The organism is Aquitalea palustris (assembly GCF_003693445.1).
GTDB lineage: Bacteria > Pseudomonadota > Gammaproteobacteria > Burkholderiales > Chromobacteriaceae > Aquitalea > Aquitalea palustris.
The window spans coordinates 65,450-81,398 of record NZ_RFAR01000019.1 but is presented as its reverse complement, the minus strand read 5'-3'; the positions used below and the strand labels follow the sequence as shown (position 1 = coordinate 81,398).

The 15,949-nt window shown below is 61.8% G+C and carries 15 protein-coding genes; 6 read left to right on the top strand and 9 right to left on the bottom strand.

All coding sequences use genetic code 11. The features are described from left to right. Positions 1–116: 116 nt before the first annotated feature. Both EAY64_RS05820 and EAY64_RS05815 read right to left on the bottom strand, forming a co-directional pair. Complete coding sequence (locus tag EAY64_RS05820; RefSeq protein ID WP_103523846.1) at positions 117–785, bottom strand: glutathione S-transferase family protein; 669 nt, start codon at positions 783–785, stop codon at positions 117–119. A 78-nt stretch (positions 786–863) separates the two neighbouring features. Further along, positions 864–1,625 (bottom strand): sulfite exporter TauE/SafE family protein, encoded by a 762-nt coding sequence (locus tag EAY64_RS05815; RefSeq protein ID WP_226034151.1) that lies wholly within the window; start codon positions 1,623–1,625, stop codon positions 864–866. Positions 1,626–1,708: 83 nt separating this feature from the next. Here EAY64_RS05815 and EAY64_RS05810 point away from each other — a divergent pair, with 83 nt between their 5' ends. From EAY64_RS05810 to EAY64_RS05800, 3 genes are all read left to right on the top strand, one after another. After that, the gene (locus EAY64_RS05810; RefSeq protein WP_103523840.1) at positions 1,709–2,617 is read left to right on the top strand and encodes a LysR family transcriptional regulator; all 909 of its coding nucleotides are present in this window, start codon (positions 1,709–1,711) and stop codon (positions 2,615–2,617) included. A 322-nt stretch (positions 2,618–2,939) separates the two neighbouring features. Continuing rightward, positions 2,940–3,143 carry a cold-shock protein gene (locus tag EAY64_RS05805; RefSeq protein ID WP_059287215.1) on the top strand — a complete coding sequence of 68 codons (204 nt, stop codon included), beginning with the start codon at positions 2,940–2,942 and terminating at the stop codon, positions 3,141–3,143. Positions 3,144–3,316: 173 nt separating this feature from the next. Continuing rightward, entirely contained in the window at positions 3,317–3,922 is a 606-nt protein-coding gene (locus tag EAY64_RS05800) for a cysteine hydrolase family protein (protein ID WP_103523839.1), read from the top strand. A 6-nt stretch (positions 3,923–3,928) separates the two neighbouring features. Here EAY64_RS05800 and EAY64_RS05795 read toward each other — a convergent pair whose 3' ends face one another. Next, the gene (locus EAY64_RS05795) at positions 3,929–4,483 is read right to left on the bottom strand and encodes a phospholipase D family nuclease (RefSeq protein ID WP_103523838.1); all 555 of its coding nucleotides are present in this window, start codon (positions 4,481–4,483) and stop codon (positions 3,929–3,931) included. A gap of 229 nt (positions 4,484–4,712) precedes the next feature. On the opposite strand from EAY64_RS05795, the gene EAY64_RS05790 reads away from it, so the two are divergent. The 3 genes from EAY64_RS05790 to EAY64_RS05780 all read left to right on the top strand — a co-directional run bounded on the left by EAY64_RS05790 (position 4,713) and on the right by EAY64_RS05780 (position 10,870). Continuing rightward, positions 4,713–6,149, top strand: coding sequence for a DUF945 family protein (locus EAY64_RS05790; protein WP_158604617.1), 1,437 nt, complete (start codon positions 4,713–4,715; stop codon positions 6,147–6,149). A gap of 78 nt (positions 6,150–6,227) precedes the next feature. After that, a complete protein-coding gene (gene sbcD / locus EAY64_RS05785) occupies positions 6,228–7,445 on the top strand; it encodes an exonuclease subunit SbcD (protein WP_103523844.1) in 1,218 nt (405 codons plus the stop codon). Then, the gene (locus EAY64_RS05780; protein WP_103523836.1) at positions 7,442–10,870 is read left to right on the top strand and encodes an AAA family ATPase; all 3,429 of its coding nucleotides are present in this window, start codon (positions 7,442–7,444) and stop codon (positions 10,868–10,870) included. The genes sbcD and EAY64_RS05780 overlap by 4 nt, the downstream gene beginning before the upstream one ends. A 3-nt stretch (positions 10,871–10,873) precedes the next feature. Here the strand turns inward: EAY64_RS05780 and EAY64_RS05775 are convergent, their stop codons facing one another. The 6 genes from EAY64_RS05775 to EAY64_RS05750 form a co-directional block, all read right to left on the bottom strand. Next, positions 10,874–11,677 (bottom strand): alpha/beta hydrolase, encoded by an 804-nt coding sequence (locus EAY64_RS05775; protein WP_103523835.1) that lies wholly within the window; start codon positions 11,675–11,677, stop codon positions 10,874–10,876. A 33-nt stretch (positions 11,678–11,710) separates the two neighbouring features. Next, positions 11,711–12,364 carry a LysE family translocator gene (locus EAY64_RS05770; protein WP_103523834.1) on the bottom strand — a complete coding sequence of 218 codons (654 nt, stop codon included), beginning with the start codon at positions 12,362–12,364 and terminating at the stop codon, positions 11,711–11,713. Positions 12,365–12,426: 62 nt separating this feature from the next. Beyond that, positions 12,427–13,236 (bottom strand): AraC family transcriptional regulator, encoded by an 810-nt coding sequence (locus tag EAY64_RS05765; protein ID WP_158604616.1) that lies wholly within the window; start codon positions 13,234–13,236, stop codon positions 12,427–12,429. Positions 13,237–13,245: 9 nt separating this feature from the next. Then, complete coding sequence (locus EAY64_RS05760; RefSeq protein WP_103523832.1) at positions 13,246–14,775, bottom strand: catalase; 1,530 nt, start codon at positions 14,773–14,775, stop codon at positions 13,246–13,248. A gap of 210 nt (positions 14,776–14,985) precedes the next feature. Then, positions 14,986–15,462: an RES family NAD+ phosphorylase gene (locus EAY64_RS05755; RefSeq protein ID WP_103523831.1), complete on the bottom strand. Its 477-nt coding sequence runs from the start codon at positions 15,460–15,462 to the stop codon at positions 14,986–14,988. Further along, positions 15,459–15,932, bottom strand: coding sequence for an Xre family toxin-antitoxin system antitoxin (locus EAY64_RS05750; RefSeq protein ID WP_158604615.1), 474 nt, complete (start codon positions 15,930–15,932; stop codon positions 15,459–15,461). The genes EAY64_RS05755 and EAY64_RS05750 overlap by 4 nt, the downstream gene beginning before the upstream one ends. Positions 15,933–15,949: the final 17 nt, after the last annotated feature.

The following is a 15,949-nucleotide window of genomic DNA, read 5'->3' as shown; positions in this document are numbered from 1 at the left end:
ATTTACAGTCCGGACCCGTTGACCGCTGGGGTAACCCCTCCAAAAGAGAGCGGCATGATAGCGAAGCTGATTTTCTGCGTCAAGCCCCCGGCTGTTGTGGTCGCTTGTTTTCCTGCTCAGGCAAAATCGTAGGGGCCGCCCTGTTGCAGCGCGGCCTGGTAGGCCGGTCGGGCATGGATGGCGGACAGGAAGGCCTTGATGTGCTGGTGACGGGCGCTCAGGATGCCAGTGTGGCTGGCTGCTTCCAGCGGAAAACTCATCTGGATGTCGGCGGCAGTGAAATCCTTGCCGGCAAACCAGTCGTTTTGCGCCAGTTGCTGTTCGATATGGTCAAAGTGCAGTTGCAGCTGCGGGTTCAGGTAATTGCTGTGTACCCCCTTGGCAATCAGCCGCGCCAGTGGGCGCAGCAGGGCGGGCATGGGCGGCTGGGCCAGGCGGGAAAATACCAGGTTCATCAGCAGCGGCGGCATGGCCGAGCCTTCGGCATAGTGCAGCCAGTAGCGATAGTCCAGCAGTGCCTTGCTGTCGGCCGCCGGTTTCAGACGGCCGGCACCATATTTTTCCACCAGGTATTCAATGATGGCGCCAGATTCGGCCACCACGATGTCGTCGTCGCTGATCACCGGCGATTTGCCCAGCGGGTGCACGGCTTTCAGGGCGGCCGGCGCCAGCATGCTGCGGGCGTCACGCTGGTAGTGCTTGATCTGGTAGGGCAGCTGCAATTCTTCCAGCAGCCAGATGACGCGTTGCGAGCGGGAATTGTTCAGGTGGTGCAGGGTAATCATGATGGCGGCCATGCAGGAAAGATGGACGGATGATAGAGATCCGTCCGGCAAAACAAAAGCGGTTTTACGGCAAGTAACTCAGGTGTGTCGTGACATCAGCAGTGCGGTGACGATCAGCATCAGCGCAAACAGTTGTTTCAGCCGGCTTTCTGGTAGCCGGTGCGCCCACGCCACGCCTTGCGAAACAGTACAGACACCCCCCAGAGCCATCGGCAGCCCCAGCTGCCAGTCGATGTGGCCGGCGCGGCCGTAAGTCCACAGCGCCACCACCGCCCCAGGCACCACGAGCGCCAGCGCCAGCCCCTGGGCTACCGCCTGTTTTTTGCCAAAGCCTTTGACCAGAATCGGCGCGGCGACGATGCCGGCCCCCACGCTGAACAGGCCGGCAAACAGGCCGCCCACTACGCCGACCAGCGGTAGCAAGGTTTCTGGCCAGGCTGGCCGCCCGGCAGCCTGGCGCAGCCGGCTGTCCAGCAGGAAGTAGGCCGCCAGCAATAGCAGAAATGCCGCAAAGCACTGCTTGAGCAGGCCGGCGTCCATGTTGACGGCAAGCCGGGCGGCCGGGTAGGTGCTGATTACCGAACAGAGGCCGATCAGCAGCGCTGTTCGCAAGGGAAAGGGGTTGCGCTGGCGGTAGCGCCAGAAGCCGATCAGCACATTGGGCGTCATCATCACCAGTGCCGTGCCCTGTGCCAGCGCCTGGTTCATGCCGTACAGCATGACCAGAACCGGTATGGCGAGAATGCCGCCACCGATGCCCAGCAGGCCGCCAATGCCACCCAGCAGGCCGCCAAGGGCGAGTGCTTCCAGTATCTGCCCCAGCATTGCAAGCTCCATCATTGATTGTTGGTGTCACAGTTTACTAGGTGAATTGGCAGCTATAATTCAGTTTCAACTAAACCATTATTAAGATGAGCGTAATAATGAATGCGGTGTCTGATCTGGAGTTTTTCCTGCAGCTGAACCAGTGCGGCAGCATGGTGGCTACCGCCAGGCAGCTGGGTGTCACGCCACCAGTAATCAGCCGCCGCCTGCAGGAGCTGGAGGCGCGGCTTGGTATCGTCCTGCTGCGGCGGACTACCCGGTCATTGCACATGACCGATGCCGGGCAGTTGTATCTGGCCGAGGCGCGCCGCCTGCTGGCAGAAATCGCCGAGCTGGAAGGGCGGGTGCGCGGCGATCCGAATCAGCCGCACGGCCTGCTGCGTGTGAATGCCAGTTTCGGTTTTGGTCGCCGCCATATTGCGCCCTTGCTGGCGGACTTTGCCCGCCATTACCCGCGGCTGGAGGTCGAGCTGCAGTTGAGCGACCGTCCACCGCGCCGGCAAGAAGGCTTTGATGTGGCCATCCGCTTTGGGCAGCCGCCGGATGCGCGGCTGCATGCCAGCCTGTTGCTGCGCAACCGCCGAGTGCTGTGTGCAGCACCAGCCTATCTGGCCGGTCGTCCGCCGATCACGCAGCCGCGTGATTTGTTGCGGCATGATTGCATCGTGATTCGCGAAAATCACGACACCCACGGTAGCTGGGTGCTGCAGCAGGGCGAGCGGGAAGAAACGGTCAAGGTGCGCGGCCCCTTGTCCAGTAATGATGGCGAAACTGCGGTGCAGTGGGCCAGGCAGGGTCTGGGGCTGGTGCTGCGCTCGTGGTGGGATGTGGGTGAGCTATTGCGCAGTGGGCAGTTGCAGCGTGTGTTGCCAGACTGGCAGTCGGAGCCGGCCGACATCTATGCACTGTATCCGCCGGCTCAGCCGCAGCAGGCCAAGCTGCGGGTCTGGCTGGAATTCCTGCGAGCGGCATTGCAGTCGGAGCAAGCGCTGGCCGCCCGGTACTGATCTTCCTGCCTGGTGTTGCCCTTACAAATGCTGGCGACTCCTATCCGTCGATGCTGCTTTTATCTCAGGCATCAATAATTTCGTCATATATATGAATATGCCATGGTCTGCGCCGAAATTATTTTGCCGATTTGACAGATAATGTTTGACCGCATGGAACAAGGTGCGTATAACGGTCCTGCAAGATTTCAAGTTTTGTGCCTATTTCGTTACAGTGTGCGTCCCTCCAAAAGAGTTGCCTAATTGTTCAAATGTCGATTGCTTGAATTTCTTGTTTCCGGGCTTTTGCCCAGTTTAAATTTTATTTTGTTAGGGATGTATTATGGAAACCGGCACCGTTAAATTCTTCAATGACGCTAAAGGCTTTGGTTTCATCACTCCGGACGCCGGCGGTGATGACCTGTTCGCTCACTTCTCCGAAATCAAGGTAGACGGCTTCAAGTCGCTGCATGATGGCCAGAAAGTTAGCTACACCAAGGCCATGGGTCAAAAAGGCCCGGCTGCTACCAACATTCAGCCGCTGTAATTGCTGATTGTCATGTCTAGTAGCGGCGGCTTGTAAAAGCTGCTGACAGCTAGTCAGGCAGACAACAACCCACCCGACTCAGGTCCGGTGGGTTGTTTGCATTTTAGCGCCAGGCAAATACAGTGAGTGGGTGCTCTGCTATGCTGTTGTATTAATCATTTTGCCAATTAGCCATGTCTGCCTCCACCTTACCACCATTTCCCGCCAATACCGTATTGCTGCTGATCGACATGCAGCAGGCGGTGGATGATCCCAGCTGGGGTGAGCGCAATAATCCGCAAGCCGAAATTGTCGCCGCACAGTTGTTGGCGCGCTGGCGCAGCCAGCGACGCCCGCTATGCCACGTCCGGCACGATTCACCGCAAGCCGAATCGACTTACCGCCCTGGCCAGTCCGGCCATGCCTTCAAGCCGGAAGTTGCGCCCTTGCCGGGTGAGTGGGTACTGGCCAAGCAAACCAATTCGGCTTTTATCGGTACCGATCTGCAAGCACAGCTTGCCGCCATGGGCTGCTCAACTCTGGTGGTGCTGGGCGTGGCCACCAGCAATTCGGTGGAAGCGACCGTGCGCATGGCTGGCAATCTGGGTTACACCGTGTATCTGGTGGAGGATGCCTGCTTCACGTTTGGCCGTGCCGATTGGTCGGGCCGGTGGCGCACTGCTGGCGAGGTGCATGACATGAGCCTGGCCAATCTGCATGGCGAGTACTGTCAGGTGTGTCAGGCGGCAGTCATTCTCGCTGCCGCAGCAAACGTGGCAGCTGACTGCGACCGGCCTTGATTGGCTCTAATCATTTCTCGTTGCATCTGCCAGGGTCTCGGCCTCCTGCCATAGCCTTTGCCACTGTTGTTCGTAGCGCGCGGCCAGTTCCGGCGCATTCCACACGACCAGTACATTCTCCGCATTCTTGCTGGCGGCTGCCGCGGTGTAGTTGAAGCTGCCGGTTTGTACATGCATGGCGTCGATGATCATGAATTTATTGTGGAAGATGGCGTAGCGCGCATTCAGTCGTACGGGTATGTGCTGGTCGGCCAGAAAGCGGGTGGCGCTGTAACGGCCGCTGTTCTCCTTGCCATCGGCCACCACGGCAACTTCTATGCCGGCGCGCTGTGCTGTCAGCAAGGCCTGTGCCACCGGTTTGCTGGTGAATACATAGGCAGCGACATGAATCGACCAACGCGCGCTCTGTATCGCCTTCAATACCAGCCCCAGTGCTGCCGGGTCGGGTGCAAAGGCTGCTTCGGTCTGGCTGGAGGCGGGTGCGGCGGCTGCTGGTGCCGCCAAACATGAAAGCAGGACGGCGAGCAAGCTCGCCAGCAGGTAATTTCGCAGTGGTTTCATCTTGCTGTTCCTCGCGACTATCGGGGTATTGTCTGGCCCGGTATGGTATGGGTGCTGGCGCGATGGCGGTGCTGTGCTATCGGCTGGGCATGGCTGAATTAAGCTGAAATTTTTGATGAATAAATGGTTTGTTATCTCTGAATGATATTTTTGAACTGCCCGGTTACGCAGGCTAAAACTGTATATCCATGGGCGGCACACGGTGGAGTTAAGAATGCAAACAAGGAAAGTGGCTGTACTCGTAGCCTCGACTGTCGTCTTGGGCTGGGTGCTGGTTGTGCCCGGTCTGGTCGGGGTGCGTAGCGAAGAAAAGATCCGCCAGGATATCGACAAGCTGCAGCAAACTACGCTGCTGCCGCTGACGGTGAAGATGGATGCCTATGAGCGCGGCTGGTTCAGTTCCAGCGCACGGGTCAGTTACAGCCTGCCATTGGCCGGGCAGCTGCTGCGTTTTGCTGTGGACTATCAGGTTAATCAGTTCGCCATTCCCTTCCTGCGTTGGGCGCGTACTGATTACACCATCACGCCGCTGGATGCCAAAGGCGCAGCCAGTGGCGCAGCGCTGGCCTTGGAGGCATACAGCATCAAGACTTTTCTGGGACGGACGGATACCACGCTGAAAGCGGCCGATCTGCAATGGAAGGGCGCTGAGGGCAACGCAGTTGGCGTGCGCAACTTGCTGGCCAATATCAGTACGGAAGAAGGCACACCCTTGCAATACAAGCTGTCCTTGGCTGCTCTCAATATGAGTGGCCCGCTGCGCTCTGCTCCCGGCAGCGAACTACAGCTGCTGGCCAATAATCTGCAGATGGAAGGGCATGGAGCCAATGCGGTCAGCGCCAAGGACAGTTGGCAGATGGATAGTCAGCAAAAGCTGGAATCGCTGGAGGTCTTGCTCAACAAGACCTCGCTGGCCCGGCTGGATGGGCTTGCCCTTGAGGCTGCGATTCAGGATAAGGGCAGCACGATGGATATGAGCTATCACAGCCGGATAACGAAGGGACAGTTTGGCCTTGTCAACCATGCGCTGGCGCTGAAGGAAGTGCGCATGGATTTTTCCTATCTAAATATCAACAAGCAAGGCTATGCCGACTGGCAGCATCAGCTAGGCCAGTTTTACGCCCGTGCTGACAATACAAGCAATGCAGCACTCGAGCAGGCGGCTGGCGAGGCCATGCTCAAGAGTGCCAGCAGCTTGCTGGCCAGTTCGCCGGCCATACGTATCGACCAGCTGGGCTTCCAGACCGACAAGGGCGGGCTGCGCAGCAGCATGGAGCTGCGTTTCGACGGCAATGGCATGCCTGCCGGCGAATTGGCAGTGCAAAACATTCAGCTCTTGCTGCACGAGCGGCTAAGCGGCAAGGCCAAGCTGGAGCTGGATCGCGGTTTGCTGAGCGATTTGGTGGCGCAAATGTCTGGTACCGCGGCGAATGCGCAATCGGCCCAGATGCTGGAGGCCGGCATTCACAGCGCCGTGCAGCAAGGCTGGCTGAGTGACAACGGCCAGCGGCTGAATGCCGACTTCAGCTTCAATCGGGATGGTGCCAGCCTGAATGGCCACCCGCTGCCGGCCATGGCAGGCTTGCTGGGTGGCGAGTCGCCAGCAGAGGCTCCGGCCGCACCCGCAGCGACCGCCGCCGCACCCGTGCCGATGCCCGCCGAGTAGCCCGCCTCACCAGTCCGGACAGGCAGGCCGGCGCCGGGCTTGCTAGAATGCGCGCTACTTCTCTTGATGAGTGATGGCATGCGCATTCTTCACACTTCGGACTGGCATCTGGGCCAGCACTTCATGGGCCGTAGCCGGCAGGCGGAACATCAGGCCCTGATCGACTGGCTGCTATTGCAAGTGACACAGCAGTCTATCGATGCGGTGCTGCTGGCCGGTGACATCTTCGACACCGGTGCGCCGCCCAGTTACGCACGGGAACTGTACAACCAGTTGGTGGTGCGGCTGCATGAGGCCGCTTGCCAACTGGTATTGCTGGGTGGCAATCACGACTCGGTGGCCACGCTGGAAGAAAGCCGGCCGCTGCTGGCTTATCTGGGCTGCACTGTGGTGCCGGCGGTGGCGGAGGATTTGTCACAGCAGCTGCTGACACTGCGCGACAAGGCGGGCCAGCCCGCAGCCTTGTTGTGCGCCGTCCCCTTCATCCGCGCCCGCGATGTGATGCAAAGCCAGGCCGGCCAGAGCGCCGAAGAAAAACAGCAGGGCCTGCAGCAGGCCATCGCTGCGCATTATCAGGCCCTGTATCAGTTGGCCGTGCAAGAGCGCAGTCGCCTGGGTTTGCCACTGCCCATTCTGGCGAGCGGTCACCTCACTACCGTGGGTGCCAGCAGCAGCGAATCGGTGCGTGATATTTATGTCGGCGCGCTGGATGCCTTCCCCACCAATGCCTTTCCACCGTTCGATTACATCGCGCTAGGCCATATCCACCGTCCGCAACAGGCAGGCGCCCAGTCACATATCCGCTATAGCGGCTCACCGCTGGCGCTGAGTTTTGATGAACTGGGGCAAAGCAAGCAGATGTTGCTGCTGGAGCTGGATGGCGCCGCCATTACCCGCATCAGCCCGCTGGCCGTGCCATGCTTCCAGCCCTTGTGCAGCCTGCGTGGCACGCTGGCCCAGCTGCAGCGCAGCATCCCCGCCGCCATCACGGCCATCGAGCAGGGACAGGTGCTGTGGCTGGAAGTGGTGGTGGAGGGCGATGACTATCTGTCCGATCTGCAAACCCGCATCCAGAGCTTGCTGGACGGTCAGCCAGCCGAGCTGCTGCGCCTGCGCCGCGCCCGCAGCCAGCAATCCGCCACGCTGCAGGCAGAACGCAGTACGCTGGACGAGCTGAGCCCGCAAGAGGTGTTCGAGCGCCGGCTGGCGCTGGAAGAAATGGATGACGCACTCGCAGCCGACCTGCGCCAGCGCTATGGGCAGGTGTTGACTGCCTTGCAGGAGGAGCAGGCATGAAAATCCTCACCCTGCGCCTGAAGAACCTGAATTCGCTCAAGGGCGAGTGGAAGATCGACTTTACCCAGGCTCCGTTTCGCGACAACGGCCTGTTTGCCATTACCGGCCCCACCGGGGCCGGCAAATCCACACTGTTGGACGCCATCTGCCTGGCGCTCTATCACGAAACCCCACGGCTGAAGACTATTTCCGCCAGCAGCAACGACATCATGACCCGCCACACCGCCGATTGCCTGGCCGAGGTGGAGTTCGAGGTCAAGGGCAAGGTTTACCGCGCCTTCTGGAGTCAGCGGCGGGCGCGTGACAAGGCCGACGGCGCCTTGCAGCAGGCGCGGGTGGAGCTGGCCGATGGAGACGGCACCATTCTTACCACCCACAGCACGGACAAGCTCAAGCGTATTGCTGCCATTACCGGGCTGGATTTTGCCCGTTTCACCAAGTCCATGTTGCTGGCACAGGGTGGTTTTGCGGCTTTTCTCAATGCCAGCCCCAATGAGCGGGCCGAACTGTTGGAGGAGCTGACCGGCACCGAGCTATACGGCCAGATTTCCCAGCGCGTGTTCGAGCAGGCGCGAGACAGCCGTCAGGCGCTGCAGCAATTGCAGGCGCAGGCCGGTGGGGTAGAGCTGTTGGACGAAGCACAGCGCAACGCCATGCAACAGCAACTGACTGCGCTGCAGCAGCAACAGCACACGCTGGCCGGGCAGCAGCAACAGCTTGGCCTGGCCCTGCAATGGCGGCAGCAACAGGTGCAGGCACAGCAGCAACAGCAGGCTACCAGCCTGCAACTGGAGCAGGCGCAGGCCGCCATTACCCAGGCCGCGCCGCAATTGCAGCAACTGGCCGCCAGCGAGCCGGCGCAGCGCATTGCGCCGCTGTATCAGCACTGGCAAAGCCAGCAGCAGCGGCTGGCCAGCACAGAAGCGGCCCTGCAGACAGTGAATGCACGCTATCAGCACAGCTGGCAGCAATGGCAGCAGCTCAACTGGCAAGGGGTGGAGCTGTCCCGTCAGCAGCTAGCCCTCTTGGGCAGGCAGCAGGCACAGGCGCGGCAGCAATGGCAGCAGTGGCAAGCCCAGCAGCAGGCCCAGCCACAACTGGCGCGGCTGGGGGAGTATCTGCCGCTCTGGCGTAGCCAGTTTGCCCAGCATGCCCGTATGCGGCAGGACATGGCGCAGGCCGCGCAACAGCGTGAGCAGTTGGCCACGGCACTGGCAGAAGGGCAGCAGCGCTTGTCGGCGCAAGCCCTTGTCTGTCAGCAAGCTGAGAGCGATTTTCTGCAAGCACAGCAGGCCGAGCAGAGCGCTGGCGCAGCCAGTCGGCAACAGGATGTTGTCAGCCTGCGCCAGCAGTGGCAGGCCGCCCAGCAAACCAGCCAGCAGTGGCAGCAAGCCATTTTGTCAGCCGGGCAGTTGCAGCAAGGCTGGCAGGCCGGGCAACGCTTGCAGCAGACATTGGCACAGCAACAGGCGCTGCTGCCACAACGCACGGCGGCGCTGGCTACGCTGCGCAGCCAGTATCGCGAACTACAGGAGCAATTGGCGGACAAGCAGCGCCTGCTGGAGCTGGAGCTGCGCATCCAGGACCTGGAAGCCCAGCGCGCCCTACTGCAGCCGGGTCAGCCCTGTCCGCTATGTGGCTCTGCCAGCCATCCGCTGGTGCAGCACTATCAGGCCGTGGATGCCACGGCGGCGCGTCAGGCGGTGCAGGACAAACAGCAGGCGCTGGACAAGCTGCAGGCACAAGGCCAGCAAGCCAATGTGGAATTGGCTGCCCTGCAACAGCAGCTGGACAACCTGCAGCAGCAAGCGGAGGCGCAACAGGCCAGTCAGCAGCAGTATTGGCAGCAATGGCAGCCGCTGGCTGTTGCACTGGGGGTTGATGCGGAAGAGTGGCAGCAGCCGGAAGCGCTGGCCCAGGCCGCCCAGGCAGCCTTGCAGCAACAAGAGCAGCTGCAGCAGCAACTGCTGCAGGCCGAAGCTGCCGCGCGTCATTGGCAGCAGGCCTTGCAAGCCAGTCAGCAGGCGCAGCAGCAGTGGCAGGCGGCTCAGGCCGAGCAGGCCTTGTTGCAACAGGCCGCCGCCAGCTTGCAGCAGCAATGGGCGCAGGCCGATGCACAAGTGGCGGGACAGGGCGCAGATGCGCAGACGCAGTGGCAAGCCTTGCAGCAGTCGCTGGCTGTGGCCGGCCATGCCATGCCGGACGATCCCGCTCGTTGGCTGGCTGATTGCGAACAGCAATGGCAAGCCTGGCAGCAGCAACAGCAAGCCATGCAGCGGCTGGAACAGCAACTGGCACGGCTGGAGGTGCAGGCGGCACAGGCCGAGGCCCAGGGCCAGGAGTGGCAGCAATACTGGCAGCAATTGGCTTTGCCTGAGCCATCGCCATCCCTCAGCCCTCTTGCCGAGGACCTTGCTGCAACCGTGGTGCAGCTGGAAGCCTGCCAGCAGCAGCGGCAACAGCTGGCCGCCACGCTGGCGCAGTTACAAGGCCAGCAACAGCAAGTAGCCGACGATGCGCGCCAGCAAGGGCTGCAACTGGCGGAGGCCGCGCAGCAATGGCAACAGGCCTTGCAGCACAGCCCCTTTGCCGACGAGGCTGCCTTTGCTGCCGCCTGTCTGCCGGAGAGTGAGCGCACGGCCCTGCAAGCCATGCAGCAGGCCCTGGACCGGTCGCTGCAACAGGCCGAAGCCTTGTTGCAGGCGGCCAATACCCGCCAGGTCGAGCTGCAAGCTGCCGCAATCAGCCCGCTGACGCTGGACGAGTTGCAGGCACAGCAGGCCACGCTGGATGACGAACGCCAGCAATTGAGCGCCCAGAGCGGGGCGCTGCAGGCTCTGCTGGATAGCGATGCCCAGCGTCGTGAAGGTTTGCAGACCTTGCTGGGACAGATTGCCCGTCAGCAGGCCGACAGCGAGCTATGGCAACGGCTGGACGGGCTGATCGGCTCGGCCAAGGGCGACAAGTTCCGCCGTTTTGCCCAGGGGCTGACACTGGATCATCTGGTGTATCTGGCCAACCGTCAGCTGGCGCGCCTGCAGGGGCGCTACCAGCTACGGCGCAAGGCGGAGGGCGAGCTGGAACTGGAAATCGTCGACAGCTGGCAGGCCGATGTCTGCCGTGATACCCGCACCCTGTCGGGTGGCGAGAGTTTTCTGGTCAGCCTGGCGTTGGCTTTGGCGCTGTCCGATCTGGTCAGTCACAAGACATCCATCGATTCGCTGTTCCTGGACGAGGGTTTTGGCACGCTGGATGCCGAAACGCTGGAGATTGCGCTGGATGCGCTGGATAGCCTCAATGCCAGTGGCAAGATGATAGGTGTGATCAGCCATGTGGAAGGCATGAAGGAGCGTATTGCGGTGCAGATCAGGGTGGCGCGCGCCGGTGGTGTGGGCCTGTCGGCGCTGTCGGTGGTTGGCGGCTGAGCTTCAGTCGCCTGCGATGCGGCCCAGCCAGTCGATAATGCCGGGTATCGCGGCAGTCGGTGCCTGCAGATGGCTGCCCGGCGGAATCAGCAACTGGCTGGCCGGATTGGCCGGCAGGGCGTCGAACATGCGCTGGCGCACTCGCTGCAGGGCGGGGTAATCGCCTTCCGGCGAGATATACAGTACCGGCAGGCTGGCCGGCAGCTGCTGCACGGCCTTGTCCTGGTTCATCGCCCCATCCGGGTCGAACCAGTCCAGATAGATGCGCGGCGTGGTGGTGATCGGGTAGAGCCCCTTGCTGCCTTCAAAATCCGCCAGCCGGGTTTTTTCCTCGCCATGGCCAGCGGCCAGCAGGCTGCGGGCACTGGCCACGGAATCGGCCAGCCGCTCGTGCAGCATGCCGGCTGCCACATTGCCGCCCGGCGCAATGGCAATCACGCCATCCAACCGGAGCCGGCTGGCCAGATATAGCGCAAACAAGCCGCCCTGGCTGTGGCCGGCCACCACCAGCTTGCGCGCACCCTGGCTGCGCAGGCTTTCTAACGCGCCATTCACCTGATTCACCGCGCTGGCGACATCGGCATCGTATTCTCGCCGGCCCGACCACGGCATTTCCAGATTGGCCACCAGTACGCCTTGTTGCCGCAGCGCGCTGGCCAGCCCGGCGACATGCTTGTCCGGGCTGCCGCCCTTGCCGTGCATCAGTACCACGCCAAACACCGGTTTGGGGCTGTCGGCGAGGGCAGTGCTGGCGATCAGTCCCAGCAGGAACAGCAACAACAACCGCAGGCGTAGGAGTCGCAACATGGCAGTGGCTCGCGGGGGTGGCAGATGGCTCTGTTATAGCAAGGTCTGGTAGCCGTGCACGATGACGCCCAGTGCCAGGTAGGCAAACAGGGCGGCCGATGCAGCATTGCAGTACAGCAGCAGGCGGTGGCCCACCAGCTTCTGGCCATGGCTGGCCAGCCAAGCCAGAAAGGACGACCAGGCGAGGCCGCCAAGGAAAAATCCGCCCAGAAACACGCTGGCTGCCAGCGAGCTGCCATCGGTGGACTGGGCAATGATGCTGCCGCCTACTGCGGCAAACCACAGCAGCGAGGAAGGCGAGGCCAGCGCCATCAGCAGGCCGCGCCAGAACTCCGCCGCCGTGCTGCGCTGTTGGCCATCATCCGTACCGTTGCCGCTGTCCTTGGTGGTGGGGTGGTAAAACTCCTGCCAGGCCGAACGGGCCATTTTCCAGGTCAGCCACAGCAGTACGCTGCCGCCGCCCAGCCACATCACCCAGCGCACCGGGGTAAAGCCGAACAGCAGCGACATGCCCAGCAAGGACAGCAGGGCGTAGAACAGGTCACCAAAACAGGAACCCAGGCCCATCATCAGCGCCGGGCGCAAGCCCTTGCGCAGCCCGGTGTTGATCAGGGCGGCATTGACGATGCCGATATCCAGGCACAGCGATACCGACAGTAAAAAACCCTTGGTGGCAATGGCCAGCATGACAGCACATCCGCATTAATAATGATGGCGGATGATACCGGCATGGCGGCGAGCGCGTCTTGTCAAAAATTGATCTGGCGGTAGCGGCCCGGTGTCATGCCGCAAAAGCGGCTGAATGTCTTGCTGAAGTGCGCCTGATCGGCAAAGCCGGTGGCCAGCGCTACTTCGATGATGCTCTGGCCCGCACGCAATTGGCGGCGGGCTTCAGCCATGCGCTGCTGCATTTGCCAGGCTAGTGGTGGCAGGCCGCAAGCCTGATGGAAGCGGCGCACCAGATGGGCCGGGGTGATGCCGGCTTGCTGCGCCAGCACCTCCAGGGTTAGCGGCTGTGACAGATCATCCAGCAGTTGTTGCTGTACCCGCCGCACCAGCAGGCTGCCGTTGCTGCTGGCGTTGTCGGAGGGGCTTGATTGTTGCCGTGGCAGGCGGGCGAGCAGGGCGATGACGGCTTCTTCGCGCAGGCTGGTGTCCTGTGTGGCCAGCTGGCGCAGCGCCGCGGCGAGGTCGGGTCGCGGTAGCCGGCTGGGCAGATCCGGTGGCAGGCAGTCGAAATAGGCGGGGAAGGCCGCCGGTGCTACATAGAGCGACAGGCATTGCCAGTCTTCGCCGCTCAGGCTGCGGCTGGCCTGCACCGCAGCCGGTGGGTAGACGGTGAGCATGTCCGGTTGTACTTCAAAGCGCTTGCCATCCAGCCATACCTCTTCCAGCCCGCCCAGATTGACGCTGATGACGTATTCGTCGTGGGTGTGCTTGGGAAAGCCGGCAGCCGAGGCCTGGATGCCGGCCAGTTCCAGCAGGGGGGTGCGCAGGAAAATCATGCTGCGACTATAGCCATGTCGGACCGTGGCCGCCAGCCCAAGGGCAGCAGCCACGTAGAGCGCTTACTCGTGCAACTGGGCGGCCAGCTTGGCGATGTCGGCCACATTGGCATTCAGCGCCTTGCTGATGGCCTGGCCATAGCCGCTGTCTGCCTTGTAGAAGTAAGACAGCATGGTGTTGCGGGTGGCTGTATTGCTGACTTGTCCCAGGTCGGCCGCGAGGTTGGCGATGAGATTGGCCTGCTCCTGCTTGTTCAGGCTGCGGTAGAACTCGCCGGCCTGGCGGAAGTTCAGCGTTTTGGTGATGCTAGCCTGCTGGGTGCTGCCGGACAGCGGCAACTGGCTGTAGCGGGCGCTGGCATCCTGTTGCAGGCCGCCCTGGCGGCTAGGCTCGTAATTGACGCTTCCCTGGCGCTGGCCGCCATTCATTGCTCCATCCTGATTGTTGTTGTCTACGGCTGCTTGTGGGCGGTTGATCGGCAATTGCAGGCCGTTGGTCCCCACGCGGTGCAGCTGGGTGTCGGCGTAGGAGAAGATGCGACCTTGCAGCAGGCGATCTTCCGAAGGCTCGATGCCCGGCACCAGGTTGGACGGCGCAAAGGCGCTTTGCTCGGTTTCCTGGAAGATATTGGCCGGGTTGCGGTTGAGCGTCATGGTGCCGATCTTGCGCTCCGGCACATCGGTCCAGATCTTGGTCGCGTCCAGCGGGTTGTAGTCGAGCTTGGCCATGTCTTCCGGCTGCATCACCTGGATGTACAGGTCCCATTGTGGGTAGTGCTTGTGCTTGATGGCCTGCATCAACTCGCGGCTGGCGTGGCTGAAATCCTTGGCCTGGATGGCGGCAGCCTGCTGCATGGTCAGGTTGTGCTGGCCCTGGCGGCTGGCCCAGCGGAATTTCACATACACGTAACGCCCCTGGGCATTCACCAGCTTCCAGGCATGGACGCTATTGCCGTCCATGTACTGATAGCCCTTGGGGATGCCGTAGTCGGAGTACAGCCGGGTGAGCATGTGGGTGGCTTCCGGCTGGTGGGCAAAGAAGTCGAAGAAGCGGTTGGGGTCTTGCAGATTGCTATCCGGCGACGGTTTGAGCGAGTGCACCATGTCGGGGAACTTGATGGCGTCGCGGATGAAGAACACTGGCAGATTGTTGCCGACCAGATCCCAGTTGCCTTCACTGGTATAGAACTTGGTGGCAAATCCGCGCGGATCGCGCAGGGTTTCCGGCGAGTGCTGGCCGTGAATTACCGTGGAAAAGCGTACGAATACCGGGGTCTTGCTGCCCTTGGCAAAGACCTTGGCGCGGGATAGCGCCTGGATGTCAGCGGTGGCTTCAAACACACCATGCGCCGCTGCACCTCGCGAGTGTACCACCCGCTCGGGGATGCGTTCACGGTCGAAGTGTTGCAGTTTCTGGATCAGTTGTACGTCTTGCAGCATCACCGGGCCGTTGGGGCCGGCGGTTTGCGAATTCTGGTTGTCGCCGACGGCGGCGCCGTTGTCGCGGCTAAGGCTGGCGGCCTGTGCTGGTGTGAGCAATGCCAGGCTGAGCGCGATGATGCCCAGGGCGTGAAGAGGGCGGTGATTGGCCATTGTGCGGGTCCTGAAGGTGAAAGGGCCTTCAGTCTAGGGAGCGGCTTGCCGCAGATGAATTTTGATATTTTTATGGCAGCTATCAGTGATACCTATTTAATAGCCGGGTTTGTTTGATGGAAAAATCATGTGTTATTTCAGCTGCTTAGCGTGTCATGCGGCGTAGCGGCTTGATGGCTAGCACAGCGGGCAAGCTGGCAACAACCGGTACTAAGTATGGCTGGCAGCTGCGGCGGATGGCGGGTGGCGGCTGCGCAATCTGGGGTCGAGTGGTGCGGTAATGACGTCCACGATCTTGCAGAAAGAAGCGTCCGGGTGGCGCGGGTTAAGCAGGTAGTTACAGCCATCCACCACCAGCGCGCTGGGAACGCTCAGCACCGCGGAAGGGGCGCTGGCCAGCCAGTCGTCGCCCATGGCCTGGCTTAGCTCGGCGTGCTGCCGCCAGTCGGCCTCCAGCACGGCTTCGTCCAGCTGCATCACACAATGGTCGGGAATCTCGACTTTCAGTAACTGAAAGCCGGGCGGCAGGCTGGGCAGTTCGCTGTGTACCAGCATTTCCAGCATGGCGCTGGCAGCGTGGTCGGCCAGGTAGACCACCGGCTGGCCGGCACTATGCCAGCGGCCGCCCACCAGCAAGCCACCAAGGCCATGCAGGTCGGCGTAATTGCTGATGCGCCAGGCAATCACGCCACATAGCCTTCGTCGATCTGCAATAGCAAGGCTTCCACCAGCCGTGCGCCCTGTTCGGTGCGGGCGGTATCCAGCGGCGAGGCGCCATCGAAGCGCTGCAGCGGCTGGCGTAGCCAGGCGGTGGCAATCTCCTGTTCGCCCAGCACTTGTTCGGCCAGCAGCAGCAGGTTGGCCAGCCGCACGCCGCGTTCGGATTCGTCACGGCTGAGCTGCTCGCCCTTGCGGATGCGGTGACTGAGGGTGCGCTCGGGGATGACAAAGCTCAGTTCACTGCGATTGAGCCCGGCCTTGCCCAGATTGGTGATCAAGGTAGTGGAGAGCCCGTCGGCCACCGAGTTGGCCAGCTCCAGCTCGGTGTGCAGCGGCTGGCCCAGTAGTTTTGATAAGCCGTCCAGTTGCAGGCCACCCTTGCGCCGCAGCGGTAGCGGCAGCGTCTTGTTGCGTGGGGTAAAGCGGCTGGCTTCCATGGCAGACTCCATTTTCG

What these genes read in the sequence shown, in the direction of transcription:
- EAY64_RS05820 (WP_103523846.1), bottom strand. Translation starts at nt 785, where the DNA reads ATGATTACCCTGCACCACCTGAACAATTCCCGCTCGCAACGCGTCATC.
- EAY64_RS05815 (WP_226034151.1), bottom strand. Translation starts at nt 1,625, where the DNA reads ATGATGGAGCTTGCAATGCTGGGGCAGATACTGGAAGCACTCGCCCTT.
- EAY64_RS05810 (WP_103523840.1), top strand. Translation starts at nt 1,709, where the DNA reads ATGAATGCGGTGTCTGATCTGGAGTTTTTCCTGCAGCTGAACCAGTGC.
- EAY64_RS05805 (WP_059287215.1), top strand. Translation starts at nt 2,940, where the DNA reads ATGGAAACCGGCACCGTTAAATTCTTCAATGACGCTAAAGGCTTTGGT.
- EAY64_RS05800 (WP_103523839.1), top strand. Translation starts at nt 3,317, where the DNA reads ATGTCTGCCTCCACCTTACCACCATTTCCCGCCAATACCGTATTGCTG.
- EAY64_RS05795 (WP_103523838.1), bottom strand. Translation starts at nt 4,483, where the DNA reads ATGAAACCACTGCGAAATTACCTGCTGGCGAGCTTGCTCGCCGTCCTG.
- sbcD (WP_103523844.1), top strand. Translation starts at nt 6,228, where the DNA reads ATGCGCATTCTTCACACTTCGGACTGGCATCTGGGCCAGCACTTCATG.
- EAY64_RS05780 (WP_103523836.1), top strand. Translation starts at nt 7,442, where the DNA reads ATGAAAATCCTCACCCTGCGCCTGAAGAACCTGAATTCGCTCAAGGGC.
- EAY64_RS05775 (WP_103523835.1), bottom strand. Translation starts at nt 11,677, where the DNA reads ATGTTGCGACTCCTACGCCTGCGGTTGTTGTTGCTGTTCCTGCTGGGA.
- EAY64_RS05770 (WP_103523834.1), bottom strand. Translation starts at nt 12,364, where the DNA reads ATGCTGGCCATTGCCACCAAGGGTTTTTTACTGTCGGTATCGCTGTGC.
- EAY64_RS05760 (WP_103523832.1), bottom strand. Translation starts at nt 14,775, where the DNA reads ATGGCCAATCACCGCCCTCTTCACGCCCTGGGCATCATCGCGCTCAGC.
- EAY64_RS05750 (WP_158604615.1), bottom strand. Translation starts at nt 15,932, where the DNA reads ATGGAAGCCAGCCGCTTTACCCCACGCAACAAGACGCTGCCGCTACCG.